Genomic DNA, 18226 nt, shown 5'->3' with positions numbered 1-18226 from the left:
TTTCTTTATTAAATTCATTATCGCCATTTGCTAACAAGATATTTATCATATTGATGAACTTTAAATATCAATATTATATTTTGTCATATCAGTCGGTAAATGGCGTATCGAAATGTTTAATAGCGCTATTTTGTTAGTTCATTAGTGGCATCGGAAATTACGCTGTCATTATTTAAACCACAATCATCTACAGCAGTAATAGTGGCAAATTGATCCATTATTTCGATAGGATAGGTTGGGCCGGCTGCACGATAAGCTTCCATTTCATTTATATGGTTATTTTGAAAACATGCTGTTTTTTGTGGATCATCCATTACCCAGCGTGGAAAGAATGCGGTACAGTGCAACAATAGGATCCGAAGATTTAAAATGACACTAATACTCGTGCCAGTCGGTTCTGTCCAGGATGCTTTATAAATATTTTGTCCGATCTGTACGATATAGGCAGATTGATCTTTCACGCATCGGTTACTGGCCGAGCCGCTACAGACCAGATAATCAAGGGTGCTGTCATTTTTTATGTAAATTTCATGCTGCCAACCGTTTTCATAAGTATATATGAGATGTTTGCCAACCAAATTAGTTAAATCATGCTTTTCAAAATTGTTCATTTTTCACTCTCTTTTGGTGGGTGTTAACTAAAGTATTTATTAATTTTTTGACCAGAAAACGCAATTACTTAACAAGGTAATTTTTGTTTTAACAGAATCTAATAGCAACTTAATTAGCGATAGTGCAACACGGTAATAATAGCGTTTGCTAAAATTGTGCAGTAAGACGCTGTTTATATTTAACACTTGAAACTGTGGATAAAAAAGTAAGGTGAAGAAGAAAAAATCAGCCTAAGATTATTCTTGCTGAAAATTCGCTCTTATTGTTAACTTTTTGTTAATAATAGAATAGATGGAGAATTTTTGCATTTATGCCATCAAAAACAGCAGCCAAACCGATTATCAGCATGGAACTAGCATAAAAAAGAATTTCTTATTATCAAATATTGCACTTTGATTATTGCTCAACAATACTGTTGAGCAATATTGTTCTCGGCAGCTGCGCCGGGCTATTTTTCAATTTTGATAGCGGAAATTACTGCTGATTAGTAACCGCGTTTTAGGATCGGTTTTAAAAATTGAGCAGTATGTGATTGCTTACATTTGACTATCTGCTCGGGTGTACCGGCAAATAAAATCTCACCACCACCACTACCGCCTTCAGGTCCCAGATCAACGATCCAGTCGGCGGTCTTAATCACATCTAAATTGTGTTCAATAATCACAATAGTATTGCCCTGATCACGGAGTTGATGTAATACATGCAACAGTTGTTGAATATCAGCAAAATGTAAACCGGTAGTCGGTTCATCCAAAATATAGAGCGTTTGGCCGGTACCGCGTTTGGAAAGTTCGCGAGATAACTTAACCCGTTGTGCTTCACCACCCGATAAGGTTGTTGCGGATTGACCTAAACGAATATAGGAAAGCCCAACGTCGATCAATGTTTGCAATTTACGCGCTAACGCTGGAACCGCAGCAAAATATTCACGTGCTTCCTCAATGGTCATTTCTAATACTTCGTGAATATTTTTACCTTTATATTTGATCTCTAACGTTTCACGATTATAGCGTTTGCCCTTACAGTGATCACAGGGAACATAGACATCGGGCAGAAAATGCATCTCAACTTTGATCACGCCATCACCCTGGCAGGCTTCGCAGCGACCGCCTTTGACATTAAAACTAAACCTTCCTGGTGTATAACCCCGCGCACGAGACTCGGGTACGCCGGCAAATAATTCACGTACTGGCGTAAATACGCCAGTGTAGGTGGCTGGATTGGAACGTGGCGTTCTGCCAATCGGGCTTTGGTCAATATCAATCACTTTATCGAAATACTGTAAACCTTCGATATCGGTGTAAGGTGCTGGAGTGGCATTAGTAGCTTTATTTAATTGACGCTGAGCAATAGGAAATAACGTATCATTAATTAAAGTTGATTTACCTGAGCCGGAAACGCCGGTAATACAGGTAAATAAGCCAACAGGCAACTCCAGCGTGACATTTTTTAGATTATTACCTTGTGCACCAATCAGTTTCAGGGTTTTTTCTGCATCGATAGCTACTCGTTTGGGCGGGATGGCGATTTTACGTTCACCACTAAGGTATTTACCGGTTAATGAATCTGGATTGCTAATAATATCGTCCAGGTTGCCTTGAGCAACAATGCGTCCTCCATGTATGCCGGCGCCTGGGCCGATATCGATAATGTGATCGGCAGCACGGATCGCATCTTCATCATGTTCCACCACTATAACCGTATTGCCTAAATTACGTAAATGCAGCAGAGTCTGTAACAACCGGTCATTATCTCGTTGATGTAAACCAATTGATGGCTCATCCAATACATACATGACGCCAACTAAACCGGCACCGATTTGGCTTGCCAGCCGAATGCGCTGTGCTTCGCCACCGGATAATGTTTCAGCTGAGCGGGAAAGAGACAGGTAATTTAATCCCACATTGACCAAAAATTTTAACCGATCGTTAATCTCTTTCAGAATTTTTTCCGCAATTTGTGCCCGTTGCCCACTGAGCTGCAATGTTTGGAAAAATGTCATCGCATGGCCGATACTAAAATCGGAAATTTCAGGCAGGGTGGTATTTTCAATAAATACATAACGGGCTTCTTGCCGTAAGCGGGTGCCATGGCAAGCAATACATGGCCGATTATTGATATATTTTGCTAACTCCTCGCGCACCGCCATCGACTCGGTTTCTTTATAGCGACGCTCCATATTATGGATCACCCCTTCAAAAGGATGGCATCTGACAGTAACATCACCGCGATCGTTTTGATATTTAAATTCAATCGCTTCTTTGCCGGAGCCATATAAGATCATTTGCTTGATCGATGGTTCTAACGAACTAAACGTGGCTTCAACATCAAATTTATAGTGTTTAGCTAACGACTGTAGCATCTGGAAATAATAAAAATTACGGCGATCCCAACCACGAATTGCCCCGCCAGCTAAAGAAATTTCCTTATTTTGGATCACGCGTTCTGGATCGAAAAATTGTTGTACTCCGAGCCCATCACAGGAACTACAGGCACCCGCTGGATTGTTAAAAGAAAACAGGCGCGGTTCTAACTCGCTCATGCTATAACCGCAGACAGGGCAGGCAAAATTAGCGGAGAAAACTAATTCGGTTGCCTGGTTGTCATCCATATCAGTGATAACTGCAGTACCACCTGATAACTCAAGCGTGGTTTCAAACGATTCAGCTAGTCGTTGTGCCAGGTCAGCGCGAACTTTAAAACGATCAACCACCACTTCAATGGTATGCTTTTTATGTAGTTCTAATTTAGGTGGATCGGATAGATCGCATACTTCACCATCAATGCGGGCGCGAATATAACCTTGGGCTGCCAGGTTATCCAGTAGCTTGATATGTTCACCTTTACGTTCTTTAACTACCGGTGCTAGCAACATTAGTCGCTTACCTTCCGGCAGCGCCAGGACATTATCAACCATCTGACTAACGGTCTGGGCGGCTAACGGAATATCGTGATCTGGACAGCGGGGTTCGCCGACACGGGCAAACAATAAACGTAAATAATCATGGATTTCGGTAATGGTACCTACCGTTGAACGTGGATTGTGTGAAGTGGATTTCTGTTCAATTGAAATGGCTGGTGACAGCCCTTCAATATGATCAACATCCGGTTTTTCCATTAAGGATAAAAACTGCCGAGCATAGGCAGACAGTGACTCAACATAACGGCGCTGACCTTCTGCATACAGGGTATCAAATGCCAGAGAAGATTTTCCTGAACCTGATAACCCAGTAATAACAATTAATTTATCGCGAGGAATAATTAAATTGATATTTTTTAAATTATGGGTGCGCGCACCTCTGACTTCAATGTTATCCATATACCACATCCCGGATGAGAACATATTCAAACAATAAATAAAACGTTTTATTATTACACAATTTTGGCTGAATGAATATACAGTACAGTATAGGGAATCATATTCTGCAATTTAATAGCCAAACTTGAAAAAATTTAGCAATATTGCAGTATAATTTTCTAAGGCGTTTCGCAAAGCGCAATGGCAACGGTTTGGTTTGCATATTCAATAACGTGTTAGCATGTTAAACTAGCAATATTAAAAATTAATTCATCAGGAGTAGAGAATGGCCAGCAGAGGCATTAACAAAGTCATACTTATCGGCAACTTGGGACAAGATCCTGAAATTCGTTATATGCCAAATGGTGGTGCGGTTGCGAATCTTACTCTGGCAACCTCTGAAAGTTGGCGTGATAAGCAAAGTGGTGAAATGCGGGAAAAAACAGAATGGCACCGCGTTGTGATCTTTGGCAAGCTGGCGGAAGTGGCGGGTGAATATTTGCGTAAAGGTTCACAAGTTTATATAGAAGGCTCACTACAAACTCGTAAATGGCAAGATCAAAATGGCCAGGATCGCTACTCTACCGAAGTGGTGGTGAATATTGGTGGTACCATGCAAATGTTAGGTGCGCGTGGTGGCTCACAAGAAGGCATGCCACAAAATAATCCAGCGGGTGGTTGGGGGCAACCACAACAGCCGCAACAGCCACAACCAACTCAACAGTTTAGTGGTAACGCGCCAGCGCCTGCTGCCCATTCCGGTAAAACTGCTCCAGCTACACCAGCTGAGCCACCCATTGATTTCGATGATGATATTCCGTTTTAAAAAATACATAGAGTTATTTGTTAAATTTCAATCTGTAAGCCCCGTGATTCGGGGTTTTCCTTTATTTATAAATGTAATATCCACTTGAGAACTTTTTGGTTATCAGCCAAGTTTGTGATAAGTGTGAAGTTAAAAGAATCGGTGAGTCACTACCGCCAAGTGTGAAGTTAAAAAAATTATTAGCCTCGCTTTTGCGAGGCTTTTTGCTATTTGCTATCAAGGAGTTGATTTGTGATGAATGATTTTTCATCACAATTTTAAGGGCATTAAAGTCACAGCGTTTTTACATCCCCCTATCCAAACTTTTATTTTATTAAACAAATTCTTTTAATGTGACAGAACCGTTGTTTCTCCTCATTTTTCACTTAATTGTTTGATCTAAAAAGGCATTCCTTGTGTTTGCATCCTTGTATGATGCGCTGGCAATTTCGTTGTTTAAGGAGTACATAAAATGAAAGTAAAAATGAAAATGAGCTTTTTGGCGCTGACCATCGGCGTTTCTTTCTCTTATGCAGCGCAGGCATTACCCAATATTACTGTCCTGGCAACCGGCGGGACTATCGCAGGCAGCGGAGATTCTCCGGTCAAAGCCAGTTACACTCCAGGAACAATCAAAGTCGATAAGCTCTTGGAGCTGGTGCCACAAATAAAGCAGGTTGCCAATGTTAAAGGCGAACAGGTGGTTAATGTCCGTTCGCAAGATATGGATACCTCTGTATGGCTCAAGCTGGCGAATAAAATAAACGCGCAGTGTCAGGACACTGATGGTTTTGTTATTACTCACGGTACTGATGCCATTGAAGAAACTGCCTATTTTCTAAACCTGACGGTGAAGTGTGAGAAACCTGTTGTGCTGACGGGGGCAATGCGTCCGGTTACTCAGCTCAGCTCTGACGCACCGGCAAATTTGTATGGCGCAATTCTGACGGCAGCATCACCGGCTAGCGCCGGGCGAGGTGTATTGCTCGTGATGAATAATAAGATCCTTGATGCTCGGGATGTGACGAAGATGAATTCGGAGAATTTGGAAGCGTTTCAGTCGATCCATTATGGAGCTTTAGGAGCTATCGCCGACAGCAAAGTCATTTATACCCGCACGCCTGTGCAAAAGCACACTACCCAAACACCGTTCGACGTTAGCAAGCTAACCCAACTGCCAGAGGTGGGTATTGTCTACAATTACGCTAATGCATCTGACATTCCTGCCAAGGCCTTTATTGCCAACGGCTATCAGGGCATTGTCAGCGCGGGCGTTGGTAATGGCAATATCTCCCATGATCTATTAAATACGCTATCTGATGCAAGTAAAAAAGGCATAGTTGTGGTGCGTTCCTCACGTGTTCCTTCCGGCGCAACTGCGCGTAATGGCGAAATTAATGATGACAAATATGGCTTCGTTGCTTCTGGAACGTTAAGCCCCTATAAATCACGGGTGCTACTTATGCTAGCGCTGACACAAACAAAAGATCCAAACAAAATCCAACAATATTTCATGCAGTATTAATGATGAACGGGGGCTTACGGCCCCGTTTTGCCCCCCTGCAGGTGTGTCTGGAAAAATTGGTCTGTCTGTTTGATAAAATAAAAAATTTGAAAGTGTGCTATAGATATGAGTGGTCATTATTGTGAACCACTGAAACGAAAGTTACCAAAATCTAACAAATTAAAGTAATTGGATGTAACGGAGTTTGAATTGTTGATGCTTGCGATTTGTTGTTAATCGGCAGACATTTTGAATTGCCCTTGATTACAGAACTCTGTTAAATTGAGCAACAACATATCCATCTAAACTTCATATATCACCGAAGCCATCTCCTCACTTGCGAATGCTTTATTAGGTTTTATCAACATAACAATTATGGTATTAATCGCTACTTAATTGGCATCAATATTTTTTTGATTATATAAATAAATGATCCTAAACGATCAGCTAAATGGAACTCTGGCTCCATAAGATCACGACCGATTGCACCGTCAGCGATGGTCATCAGCCAGGAAGCGGTATTTTCAATCGATAATTCTGGATCAATTTGGCCATTACTGACGCCATGCCTTAGGATATCAACCAGTCGTTGTCTGACAATTTTTTCATTTTTAATAAAAGTGTTGTTAATTGCCGGGTTTCTACTGGCTTCAGCAATAATTTCCAGGCTTAGTCGGGCATAAGTTGGTTCATTATAAAGTTGTATCAGTCTGGTCATAATCGTGATAACCGTTTCGATGGTCGAATCGGTGACCTGTTCTAGCTGTAGTAGTGTGGCAAAATCGGCCTGATCTTGTAAGGCAATAGCTTCAATAATGGCATTTTTAGTTGGATAGTAATGAAATAAATTTCCGGGACTCATTCCAGCAGCTTTACATATTTCCGCCGTTGAAGTGGCATGAAAGCCTTTTTCAACAAAACAGCGGATAGCTGCGGCAATGATCTGTTTTTTCTTAGCGCGCTGTTTTTCCGTTTGTTCAGTCATATTGATCTCCAAATAAGTAGACAATAATTTTTAGACCGATTACTCTATCTATTTTAAAGCCAGAAATAAAGCGCTTTTCACTGGTTAACGTTAAATAGCGGTTTATTTTAGCTAGTTACTTGTTTGTTAAACTATTTTAATAGGATAGCGTGAAGATGTATTATTTCCCGCACGAATCGCATGCACATACTTGCACTTGGATGTCATTTGGCATGTCTACAACTATTTGGCCAAAAAAATTAATTGCCAGCTTACAGCAGAATTTAGCCGATATTGCATTAGCAATTGCAGAATTTGAACCGGTTAATTTATTGGTTACGCCTGAAAATTATCCCGTTGCCTGGAATTTACTTGGCAGCTCGGTGAACTATATTAAAGCACCACTTAATGATATCTGGCTCAGGGATAGTGGCGCTAATTTTGTGTTGGATAAAAGTTCGGGGCAGCTGGTAGCTATCGATTTTAATTTTAATGGTTGGGGCAATAAACAGCGGTATAATTTTGATCGTCATGTTGCCAAAATTATGGCGAACTACGCAGAAAGCCAATTAATTAAAGCAAATATTAACCTTGAAGGTGGTAGCATTGAAGTTAATGGCTCAGGAGTAGGAATATTTACCGAAAGTGCGATCTTAAATAGTGATCGTAATCCTAATTGTACGCGACAGCAAATAGAATATCAGTTAAAAACCTATTTAGGATTGACGGATATTATCTGGTTAAAAGGTATTAAAGGTTATGATATTACCGATGGCCATATCGATTTTTATGCTCGTTTTATTAATGACAACAGTATTATTATTAGTCTGGAAAACGATACTTATTCTTTTGATTATCGCGTTACCAGAGAGCATCAAAATAGCTTAATAGCGATGAATAAAATTAAAAATATAACCACATTAAATACGCCGCAAAATGTCAGAGTTAACCGTCAGCGCTATCCTGAATTTGCTGCCAGTTATGTTAATTATTATCTTTGTCATCAGGCAGTGATAATTCCGCAATTTGGCGATCAAAACGCTGATAGCGCTGCGGTAGAAATATTAACGGACTGTTTTCCCAACCATAAAATTGTTCCTGTTAATATTGATACCATCGCTATTGGCGGTGGTGGTATTCATTGTGTGACGCAACAACAACCTAAAACCGCTATTTGATAATAGCGGTTCTCCATCATAACCATAACACTGGCTAATCAACGATCGATCTTCTTATATAGCACCAAATTCTCTTTTGTTTCATCAGGGCGATGGCCGATCCAGAATATTTCCATACCAGGGGGAGGTTCTCTGACCTCTTTTGAAAGATCGAGCAGCCACCGGCAATTAGGCGGTGTTTCATAGTGATATTGTGATTGATGTAAAATTCCGGTGTAGTAGTAAAGCATTGGCGCTTCTGATTCCCCCACTTCATGGGAGACCATACAGTCGGTAGGGAGAAATTCGCTGGCAATATGTTGTTTTAGATCGGCAAACACATTTTGATAACCTTTGGCGTAATCTATCCAGCCGATAAAAAGTGTAAAGACTAATCCCCAGATAACAGTGAGTCCCAGACACCATATTTGAGCCGCTTTTAAAGCCAGCCGGTCGGCCAGAAAACATTTTTTAAACAACCAGATCAATGTAATGGTTAACGCAAATAAAAATGCCATCCAAGAAAAGTGCGGCTGATAGCCGCTTGGCAACCATTGGCTAAAAATTGCCAGCAATTGGTGGTGTTTAGTCGAAAAAGATAACCCGTAACTAATCCATACCAGAGGGATGAGTAGGGAAAACAAAATTTGGCTGAAGTAATAACCAATTTTATATAACAGCGATGGTAATAGACAAAAACAGTGGGTCGCTAATAATGCCATCGGTGCGATAAAAGGTAATAAATATAACGCACGGCCAGAGGCTGAGATTTGTAACAAAATAACGCCTAGCAATACAAAACAGGTTGGTAAAAAAAGCCTATTGTCTGTTAGATTTTTTATTGGTTGTTTCAAAATAAAAATAATAGCTAAGATACCTGATGGTAAGGCGAAAAGAAGTATTGCTTCAGGGATACGGAAGGCTTTTGCTTTTGCACCTAATTGTTCAACTGAAAAACCCAAAAAACGGCCAACATTATTATCCCAAAACCAAACTTTAAATAATTCAGGGCTATCACGAAAAAGTAAAATTGGCCAGGGTAAAATTAAAATTAAAGACAGCAAGCCAGCAATAATAGCTAGATAATAATAGTGTTTATTGCGACAAGCTTTTAAACAAATCGGCGCTAAAATTAAACAGATCCAAATTAAGACAGGGATAAAAACTCCTTTTGATAGCATGGTAATAACGGTACCGGCACTTAACCAAAAGGTGGAAAAGAGATTTTTTTCCTGCTTAATTAAACCTAATAAGCCATATAAACCAATAATAGTGCCTGCTATCAAAGCAGTATCGGTAAACATATCGTGGCTATGACGTAATATACCCGGCGCTGAAGCAAATAATGCCAATGCTATCCAGATACGATAATCAGAGAAGCTGTCAGCGGAGAAGAAACGGCGAGCTAACAAAACAAAAAAAGATAAACTCAAAGCAGAAAAAAATAGCGTGGCCGTTCTGGCTGCATCATGCATGGGTAACCAAGAGGAAAACAGGTGGACAGCAGTGGTTGCAACCCAATAGTAGAGCGGGGGTTTTTCCATAAACGGTTGGCCGGCATTAGTGGGTATCAGCCAATTACCTGTTTCATACATAGTTTGTATAATACCAAAACTATAATTTTCATCTTGCTTCCAAGGATTATGTCCAAAGATACCTGGCAGCAGGTAAATCAACATAAACAGTAAGAAACCGAATAGCGTTTTTATATCTGTTTTGGATAAAGGGTTGTTATTTATTATTGCCATGAAATTAGATTAGTTAATTAAATAAAGGGCACCTCGAAAAACTCGAAATCTTCAATGGCTCTCCGGCTTGTCTCTAAATAATTAGATGTTTTTTGATCCCCCCGCTACTAATCCTACCGTCCATTGCCATGGACAGTGTCATTTTGTCCATTCTGGGCGTTAAAAAGCTAAGATGCCGGTACGCTGGAAGTACGCCAACCGCTTTAGGTTGTAACATGCTGCCATCATCGTCATGGCAAAATTAGCGCGCACTTGCCCAATGGTACGGATCAGTTTTCTACCCATTTGTTCCATCGCCGCGAATGCATGTTCAACCCGTGCCCTAATCTTTGCAATCCGGTGGTTGCGCCCTTGCTGAGTCTTGGACAACGGTTTATTTCGATGGCCTTTACGCTGAATCTGGCTCCTATAGCCGTTTGCCTTGAGCCAAGCTTCCCGTTCCGCAGAGGGATAGCCTCGGTCGGCGTAGATATTACGGTTGGTGTTGGCCTTGTCGATGACCCTCTCGAAATGCTGACTGTCGTGAGTGCTGGCCGTATCGGTGACGATTTTTCTGATGAACTTGTACTTCTTGTCCATGTTCACAGAAAGCTTATAGCCATAATGGCTCTTACCGTGTTTTTAGTCCACGTGGCGTCTAAATCTTTTTGCCGCCGCTTGGTTGGTTTCCAATGAGCAGGTATCGCTTCCTGCTTGAGTTGCTCCTTTTCGTCCTTCGTGAACGACTGCTTCGGAGCAGGTACCAAGGTGGCATCGATGATTTGGCCTCCCCGAGCTATAAAGCCTTTCTTCAAAAGCTGTGAGGTTACACCATCGAAAATGGCTTTAGCACCAGCTTCACCGATCCTGTTCTCGAACGTCCACACAGTGGTACGGTCAGGTATATTGATGGCATGGAGCAACCCACAGAAACGCTTGAAGCTCATTCTGTCCAAAAGCTGGTACTCCATCTGCTCGTCAGACAGGTTGTAGATACGCTTTAGAACTAAAATGCGAACCATGGTCTCGGTTGGAAATGGTGGACGTCCTCCTTTTTTGCTGACAGGGCGTGGTACCACATGGTCGATTTCCGCTGCCAGATGCGCAAAGTCTATACAGGTTTCGATCTTGACCAGAGGGTCGACCAACTGGTCAATCGTCTGTAGGTGATACTGGTCTGCAAGGAGGTCATACTTAATGGCGTTTCTTTTCTGCATGGTGGTCAGGGCAATAGGTCAGTTTTCGATAATTTTATCTGCGAAATCAAACTCTGGTTAGGTTTTTCGAGGTGCCCTAAATACTGTTGTCATTAAGACCAGCAATGACTTATGTTTATAATATACTCAAATGGTTTGCATAATATAATAATCATCGATAAATATATTAGCATAAATGTTAATAACATTGTTGGTTTAAAATTGCGGACTTTACTCGCGTCGGAAATAAAAATAAATATTTTACATTTAATTAAATTTTAAAAAAATCATAATATGAAACAGCTAGTTTATTGGTGAATAAACCTATGGCGTGTTGGTTGCATAAGTTATATTCTGATTATGATAAATATTCTCGTCCTGCTAGGACGAGGAGAATGTTAATAACAGGTTGATAATATTTTAAATCAAACTTTAAACTATTATGGCCAAAATAAATTTGGCCCAGGGGGCGGCGGTTCAATTTTCTGCATGATAAATTCAATACAATCTTTTGCATAATTTTGTAGTGCATCAGAAAGATCTTCTTGACTTAATTTGGATAGATTACGAGGATCATTACCAAAATCAATGGGGTTGAATTTTCCTGTTTCACTATCCCACAAAATGTTATTTTTTTGTAAATCTGAGTGAAAAATATTTTTTTCTGTCAGCTCAGTTAACATATGATTAAATTTTTTAAGTGCTTCTGCTGGAAATGAATCAACCTGACTTAATGGTTTCCCGGCAATCTTTTTCATCCTGACAAATAAATTCTGCTCATCATCGTGATAAATTTTGGCGGTGTTTTCACCATAGTAATGACGAAAAAATGCGATCGATTTTTCAATTGATTTAATGTCACTGTCACTGTCACTGTCACTGTCACTGTCACTGTCACTGTCACTAATACTAACGATATCGCTGTCACGTTGACAGTCATATTTTTCATAATATTTTTTTATCACATAATTTTCATCATGGTCTTGATAAACTTCACCGTCACAGCCTGCGTTGATAGTGTGATTAGCAAAATAACATAAGGTATGATAATTTCCGGCTTTATCTAAAACGCGAGTTTCAATGGGTGGTATTTCATAGGGTAGTATTTTATATCGCTCCGCCCATAGTGGTATTTGCTCCCATTCAATGTAATGCCTAGCAAACTCCAATGGGCTATGAAAACTGTTTGGCGGAAAGTCATATCTGGCGAGTAATTGTTGTGCCCACCTTCTGTTTTCCACATTATCGATCCCACCTAAACTTTCAATAAGAAGATCTTCTGCTGTCAAATTTCTACTGGCAGATGTAGTGGGTAAATTTGTATAGTAATTGGTGTTTGTCGTGGTGGAACTGGCGGGTGGAGTAAGCATATATAATTAATCCTATTTGGAGTCTTTCAGTTGGATTGATAAGAATGCATATAATTGACAATGAAATTACTATAATTATTTTTTGTAAGATTAAAAATAATAAAAATGTAAATAAAAAAATATGATTTGTAAATTTCTCCCCAAATGTTCAGTTTTGCTTTATTTAAGGAATGGTCAACAATACCAAGTTCATTACAGTGATCACCAAGTGACGCTGATGATGGATTGATGTACAGCACATTTTGATAGTCCGTCTGTCGACTACACCATCACTTCACAATGTAGAAGGCATAGATTGCTGTTTATCTTTAAACAGCAGAAAAAAAGTATGCTGGGATAGAAGCCTGATATAGCACATTTTATTTTGATAAATAATATTTTTAATTACTCAATGTTGATTTCATTCAATAAAATCTTTTTGCCTGACAAAATAATATCATTATCTTATCTACAATAGGGTGCTACTTTTTGTTGCCTTATCATAAAAAATAAACAGAAAAATTGCCTGGTTTTTCATAACAATAAAATGGCGCTAATTATCTTTGTGGTGAAAAATGCTTGATTATTTCCTTAGGATCACCAGATAATTGCATTTCTAAAATCTCTTTTTTTCTTTTTATGAAGCCAAACGATTGCGTATAATTGCAATGGCTTATTTTTTTGACGCAATCGTTTTCTTTCATAGTTGAAAGTTATCTTGAATTTCTAAACAGAGGATCAACATGTCTGCTAGGCAAACTCCTTCGAATTGCAAACTAAATCATTTTTTTAAAATACAGCAACGAGGCTCAACAATTCGTCGCGAGATTATTGCAGGTCTCACCACATTTTTGGCCATGGTTTACTCTGTTATTGTGGTACCTGGTATGTTAGGTCAAGCCGGTTTCCCACCCACAGCAGTTTTTATTGCAACCTGTCTGGTAGCAGGATTTGGTTCATTATTGATGGGGTTATGGGCTAATTTACCGATGGCTATCGGTTGTGCTATTTCATTAACCGCATTTACCGCATTTAGTCTGGTTCTTAGTCAGCAAGTGAGCATTCCTGTTGCTTTAGGTGCCGTTTTTTTAATGGGATGTTTATTTACTTTTATTTCCATTACTGGTGTACGTAGTTTTATTCTACGCAGTATGCCAAAAGGGATTGCTCAGGGGACAGGTATAGGTATCGGGCTGTTTTTGCTTTTGATAGCCGCCAATGGTATTGGTTTGGTGGTAAAAAATGAGCAGGCCGGTTTGCCGGTTGCGCTTGGACAATTTACTTCTTTTCCTGTGATCATGTCACTGATTGGTTTGGCGGTTATTTTTGGTTTGGAAAGAAGAAAAACGCCAGGTGGGGTATTAATGGTGATCATTGTGATTTCTATTATTGGCTTAATTTTCGATCCGCAAGTGAAATACCAAGGTTTCTTTAAATTACCAACCCTGGGTGAAGACGGTTTATCGTTATTGTTTAGTATGGATATTGTTGGCGCATTACAGCCAGTTGTTTTACCCAGTTTATTTGCCTTGGTTATGACAGCTATTTTTGATGCCACAGGAACAATCCGTGCAGTAGCCGGTCAAGCTCAACTGTTGGACAAAAATGGTCAAATTATTGATGGTGGTAAAGCGTTAACCGCAGATTCAGTTAGCAGTATTTTTGCCGGTGTCATTGGCGCTTCACCAGCAGCAGTTTACATTGAATCGGCAGCGGGTACGGCTGCGGGTGGTAAAACAGGATTAACTGCGGTAGTGGTTGGCTTGTTGTTTTTGGTAATTTTATTTTTGTCCCCTTTATCTTATTTAGTTCCGTCTTATGCAACGGCCCCAGCATTGATGTATGTTGGTTTGTTAATGCTGAGTAATGTTGCTCAACTGGATTTTAATGACTTCATTGATGCCGTTTCCGGTTTACTGTGTGCAGTATTCATTGTCTTAACCTGTAATATTGTCACTGGTATCATGCTTGGTTTTACTGGCTTAGTGATTGGCCGCATTTGTGCCGGAGAGTGGCATAAATTAAATATTGGTACCGTTCTGATCGCAATAATATTAGTCGCTTTTTACATTAGTGGCTTAGCTATTTAAGTTTATAGACGTTGATGTTAATTCCAACGTAAAATGGAATATAAAGTTAACTGATACGATTAATCTTAAAGTCAAAAATATTGTCACTGATAGTTTGTTGTTAAGGATAGAATATGGCGAAATACAGTAGTTTTACGACGGTTAGTTCATTTTTTCTCTAGCACAGTCTTATTTTATATCAATATCTGTTAAGCATAATACTTTGCTCGGCTTATAACTCAGACTTATAAGTAAGGATAATATGGAAATATTTTTTACCATCCTCATTTTGATTTTGGTGGTTTCAGTATCTGGCGTTATTACAAAAGTTATTCCGTTTCGTATACCGTTGCCTATTATGCAAATTGCGATAGGAGCATTGTTAGCGTGGCCGCATTTTGGTTTACATGTTGATTTTGATCCAGAGCTTTTTTTGGTTCTGTTGATCCCGCCGCTATTATTTGTTGATGGTTGGAAAACTCCAACACGTGAATTTTTTCAAAATGGACGTGAAATTTTTATCCTAGTTTTAGGCTTAGTATTGGTAACGGTAGTTGGAATAGGTTACGTGATCTATTGGCTGTTACCAGGTATCCCGCTTATTGCGGCTTTTGCATTGGCGGCAGTTCTTTCCCCTACTGATGCGGTGGCACTCTCCTCAATTGTCGGTCGAGGTCGAATACCGAAGCGGATGATGAGTGTGTTAGAGGGTGAAGCACTGATGAATGATGCCTCCGGCTTGGTGGCACTAAAATTTGCTGTCGCTATTGCTATGGGAACTATGATCTTTACTGTATATGGTGTCACCCTTGAATTTTTTAAAGTTGCTGTCGGTGGTTTATTGATAGGTATTGCAGTGACTTGGATTTATAGCAAATCACTGCGCATTATGAGTCGCTGGAGTGGTGATGATCCGGCAACCCAGATGATCTTAATGTTATTATTACCTTTTGCCTCATATCTTATTGCTGAACATATTGGTTTTTCTGGTATTTTATCGGCTGTTGCTTCGGGCATGACCATCAGTAAAGCTGGGGTCATTCGCAATGCACCACTAGCCATGCGGTTAAGATCGGATAATGTTTGGTCGATGCTGGAGTTTGTTTTTAATGGCTTAGTTTTTATCATGCTTGGCTTACAGTTACCAGGTATCTGGGAAACCTCTGTTATTCAAGCTGAGCTTGATCCTAGTGTTGAAACTTGGATGCTATTTGTCGCCGTTTTCATTATTTATACCGCTTTATTATTGTTAAGGTTTAGTTGGTTATGGTTGATGAAGCGATTTAGTCGGTTGTTATTAAAAAAACGGCCGTTACAATTTGCTTCTTATACTTATCGTGAATTGTGGTTGGCATCATTTGCTGGAGTACGTGGAGCAATCACCTTGGCAGGTGTCCTTTCCATACCACTATTTCTTACCGATGGTACCCCTTTTCCCGCTCGCTATCAGTTAGTTTTTATTGCCGCTGGGGTTATTATGCTATCGATTTTTATTGGCGTGCTTGCTTTGCCGCTTTTATTGCATAACTTTAAAGTGGGTGACAAACTGGCAGATATTAATGAGATGCGAATGGCAAAAGCGGCGATGGCGGAAGTGGCTATTGTCAGCTTAAATAAAATGGAAGAGCGCCTTTCGGCCGATGCTCAAGAAGCGCTAGATCCTGACGTTATTAATGAAGTTGCTTCCCGTGTTACTGGTTATCTGCGTCGTAGAACCGCCGGTCAGGATGAAATGGAGCATAATTTGTTAATAGAAGATTTAGAGCGTCGTTTTCGTTTAACGGCGTTACGAGCCGAGCGGGCAGAGTTATATCACTTACGTGCAACGAAAGAGATCAGTAATGAAACCATGCGAACACTATTATTAGATCTTGATTTGATGGAAGCTTTGTTGATTGATAAAGAGCATTAATCTACTAAGAGACAGACCATGGGATTGTTAGTTATTACGACGCTGCTGTGGGCAGCGTCTTTTAGTTTAATCGGCGAATATTTAGCAGGCCAAGTTGATAGTTGGTTTGCTGTTTTAGTCCGGGTTGCTCTGGCGACAATGGTTTTTTTACCTTTTCTACGCTGGCGTGGATTGTCGTTGAAAATTATTTTACTTTATATGCTAGTCGGTGCTTTTCAGTTAGGTATCATGTATCTATTTGTTTTTCAAGCATATAATTATCTTAGCGTCGTTGAATTTTTACTCTTCACAGTGTTAACCCCGCTTTATATAACGTTATTTTATGATTTATTGGAAAGGCAGCATCTACGCTGGGGATATTTGTTGAGTGCAATGCTGGCAGTGATTGGAGCTGCTATCATTCGTTATGATCATTTGAGCGGATCTTTTTGGCTAGGTTTACTTTATGTGCAATTGGCGAATATTTCCTTTGCGATTGGCCAAGTTGGTTACAAAAGAATGATGGAAATTTATCCTATTCCACAGCGGCAAGCCTTTTCTTGGTTCTATATCGGAGCCTGTACTATAGCACTATTCGGTTGGATGATATTTGGTGATGTTAGTAAATTACCCACCACAAAAATACAGTGGGGTGTTTTAATTTGGTTGGGAGTGGGCGCTTCTGGTATTGGCTACTTTATGTGGAATTATGGCGCGACGCAGGTAGATGCTGGTACGTTGGCCATTATGAATAATATGTTGGTACCAGCCGGATTATTGGTCAATTTTGTTGTCTGGCAACAGCATCCCGATTGGCTTAGCTTTATTTTAGGTAGCAGTCTACTGTTGTTATCTCTTTGGATACATCGGCATTGGCTCTATCGATCAACTTTAAGCAAGATAGATTGAACGCCAACAATTGGATCTATAGTGACGGAAATGGTCGCCGCTAATTAAACGAAATTTGCCCATCGTAACAGGGATGGGCAATAATGATTAGCTACCAAAAAATTTATCTTTTAGTAGTTTAAGACCAATCGACGTTAAATCTAATTTTTCCGGTATTTTACCATCTGGGGTTGCTGTATTAACTAATTTAGGCAAATACTCTGCGATTAAGGAAGACGTTTGTTCTGAATTTAAACCGACTTTACTGGCTAAGGCAGAAATATTACTTGTACCAAATATTGAGCTAATTTGCTCCATACTTACGGGTAAGTTCTCCCCTGAGCCTATCCAGGATTGGATAATTCCGCCAAATCCTTGTTGCTCAAATTTATTAATTAAGCCTCGAATGCCACCTTGTGTTTCAATCCAGCTTAAAATATTTTTATATTGATTAAATTTTTCACCACCAACCATATCGGTAAGTTGATCTAAAAATCCCATGATAACCCCCTTGCAACATCAAAATTGGTTAAACGATTGGTATCTTCCAACCTTTAAATTCTACAAGGTTAGAAATTATTAAAATCTTTGCTAGTCATACGTTAATAATAGTGAGTGATAAGCTAAAAATACAATAAAAGCCTTAAAAGATTTACCGGATCCTTTTAATTAATCAAGTGATTTTTATTTATTAAAAATACGATATGATCAAGCTAGCATAAATAATTTGATCATATTTTTGTGTAAAAGCAGCTTTTCATTATTG

Annotated in this window: 12 protein-coding genes and 1 pseudogene; 6 read left to right on the top strand and 7 right to left on the bottom strand. The window is 39.6% G+C overall.

Features of this window, described 5'->3' with window-relative positions; all coding sequences use genetic code 11:
• Nucleotides 1–125 precede the first annotated feature (125 nt).
• Entirely contained in the window at nt 126–611 is a 486-nt protein-coding gene (locus tag WH390_RS11270; RefSeq protein ID WP_032116165.1) for a phenolic acid decarboxylase, read from the bottom strand.
• Nucleotides 612–1096: 485 nt separating this feature from the next.
• A complete protein-coding gene (uvrA, locus tag WH390_RS11265; protein ID WP_032116166.1) occupies nt 1097–3931 on the bottom strand; it encodes an excinuclease ABC subunit UvrA in 2835 nt (944 codons plus the stop codon).
• Nucleotides 3932–4196: 265 nt separating this feature from the next.
• Here uvrA and WH390_RS11260 point away from each other — a divergent pair, with 265 nt between their 5' ends.
• Nucleotides 4197–4736, top strand: coding sequence for a single-stranded DNA-binding protein (locus tag WH390_RS11260; protein ID WP_032116167.1), 540 nt, complete (start codon nt 4197–4199; stop codon nt 4734–4736).
• A gap of 451 nt (nt 4737–5187) precedes the next feature.
• Complete coding sequence (gene ansB, locus WH390_RS11255; RefSeq protein ID WP_032116168.1) at nt 5188–6240, top strand: L-asparaginase 2; 1053 nt, start codon at nt 5188–5190, stop codon at nt 6238–6240.
• A 367-nt stretch (nt 6241–6607) separates the two neighbouring features.
• Here ansB and WH390_RS11250 read toward each other — a convergent pair whose 3' ends face one another.
• A complete protein-coding gene (locus tag WH390_RS11250; RefSeq protein WP_032116169.1) occupies nt 6608–7204 on the bottom strand; it encodes a TetR/AcrR family transcriptional regulator in 597 nt (198 codons plus the stop codon).
• A gap of 155 nt (nt 7205–7359) precedes the next feature.
• On the opposite strand from WH390_RS11250, the gene WH390_RS11245 reads away from it, so the two are divergent.
• The gene (locus tag WH390_RS11245) at nt 7360–8361 is read left to right on the top strand and encodes an agmatine/peptidylarginine deiminase (RefSeq protein ID WP_032116170.1); all 1002 of its coding nucleotides are present in this window, start codon (nt 7360–7362) and stop codon (nt 8359–8361) included.
• 38 nt (nt 8362–8399) lie between these two features.
• On the opposite strand, the gene WH390_RS11240 is transcribed toward WH390_RS11245, so the two are convergent.
• From WH390_RS11240 to WH390_RS11230, 3 genes and pseudogenes are all read right to left on the bottom strand, one after another.
• Nucleotides 8400–10019, bottom strand: coding sequence for an ArnT family glycosyltransferase (locus WH390_RS11240; protein WP_406850581.1), 1620 nt, complete (start codon nt 10017–10019; stop codon nt 8400–8402).
• Nucleotides 10020–10247: 228 nt separating this feature from the next.
• Nucleotides 10248–11284: pseudogene (locus WH390_RS11235) on the bottom strand (IS5 family transposase).
• A 419-nt stretch (nt 11285–11703) separates the two neighbouring features.
• Nucleotides 11704–12633: a hypothetical protein gene (locus tag WH390_RS11230; RefSeq protein WP_032116172.1), complete on the bottom strand. Its 930-nt coding sequence runs from the start codon at nt 12631–12633 to the stop codon at nt 11704–11706.
• A gap of 722 nt (nt 12634–13355) precedes the next feature.
• Between WH390_RS11230 and WH390_RS11225 the strand changes: the two genes are divergently transcribed.
• The 3 genes from WH390_RS11225 (at nt 13356) to WH390_RS11215 (ending at nt 17481) form a co-directional block, all read left to right on the top strand.
• On the top strand, nt 13356–14702 hold the full coding sequence (locus tag WH390_RS11225; protein WP_032116173.1) for an NCS2 family permease: 1347 nt from the start codon (nt 13356–13358) through the stop codon (nt 14700–14702).
• A 241-nt stretch (nt 14703–14943) separates the two neighbouring features.
• Nucleotides 14944–16593: a Na+/H+ antiporter gene (locus tag WH390_RS11220; protein ID WP_406850580.1), complete on the top strand. Its 1650-nt coding sequence runs from the start codon at nt 14944–14946 to the stop codon at nt 16591–16593.
• Between the two features lie 18 nt (nt 16594–16611).
• Nucleotides 16612–17481 carry a carboxylate/amino acid/amine transporter gene (locus WH390_RS11215; RefSeq protein ID WP_032116174.1) on the top strand — a complete coding sequence of 290 codons (870 nt, stop codon included), beginning with the start codon at nt 16612–16614 and terminating at the stop codon, nt 17479–17481.
• A gap of 87 nt (nt 17482–17568) precedes the next feature.
• Here the strand turns inward: WH390_RS11215 and WH390_RS11210 are convergent, their stop codons facing one another.
• Nucleotides 17569–17961: a YidB family protein gene (locus WH390_RS11210; protein ID WP_032116175.1), complete on the bottom strand. Its 393-nt coding sequence runs from the start codon at nt 17959–17961 to the stop codon at nt 17569–17571.
• Nucleotides 17962–18226: the final 265 nt, after the last annotated feature.

It is taken from the genome of Candidatus Arsenophonus nilaparvatae, assembly GCF_045346035.1.
Lineage (GTDB): Bacteria > Pseudomonadota > Gammaproteobacteria > Enterobacterales > Enterobacteriaceae > Arsenophonus > Arsenophonus nilaparvatae.
The sequence above is the reverse complement of the archived record's forward strand: the minus strand, read 5'-3'. Positions and strand labels throughout refer to the sequence as shown.

Coding starts and splice junctions, on each gene's coding strand:
- WH390_RS11270 (WP_032116165.1), bottom strand. CDS start 611: ATGAACAATTTTGAAAAGCATGATTTAACTAATTTGGTTGGCAAACAT.
- uvrA (WP_032116166.1), bottom strand. CDS start 3,931: ATGGATAACATTGAAGTCAGAGGTGCGCGCACCCATAATTTAAAAAAT.
- WH390_RS11260 (WP_032116167.1), top strand. CDS start 4,197: ATGGCCAGCAGAGGCATTAACAAAGTCATACTTATCGGCAACTTGGGA.
- ansB (WP_032116168.1), top strand. CDS start 5,188: ATGAAAGTAAAAATGAAAATGAGCTTTTTGGCGCTGACCATCGGCGTT.
- WH390_RS11250 (WP_032116169.1), bottom strand. CDS start 7,204: ATGACTGAACAAACGGAAAAACAGCGCGCTAAGAAAAAACAGATCATT.
- WH390_RS11245 (WP_032116170.1), top strand. CDS start 7,360: ATGTATTATTTCCCGCACGAATCGCATGCACATACTTGCACTTGGATG.
- WH390_RS11240 (WP_406850581.1), bottom strand. CDS start 10,019: ATGTTGATTTACCTGCTGCCAGGTATCTTTGGACATAATCCTTGGAAG.
- WH390_RS11230 (WP_032116172.1), bottom strand. CDS start 12,633: ATGCTTACTCCACCCGCCAGTTCCACCACGACAAACACCAATTACTAT.
- WH390_RS11225 (WP_032116173.1), top strand. CDS start 13,356: ATGTCTGCTAGGCAAACTCCTTCGAATTGCAAACTAAATCATTTTTTT.
- WH390_RS11220 (WP_406850580.1), top strand. CDS start 14,944: ATGGAAATATTTTTTACCATCCTCATTTTGATTTTGGTGGTTTCAGTA.
- WH390_RS11215 (WP_032116174.1), top strand. CDS start 16,612: ATGGGATTGTTAGTTATTACGACGCTGCTGTGGGCAGCGTCTTTTAGT.
- WH390_RS11210 (WP_032116175.1), bottom strand. CDS start 17,961: ATGGGATTTTTAGATCAACTTACCGATATGGTTGGTGGTGAAAAATTT.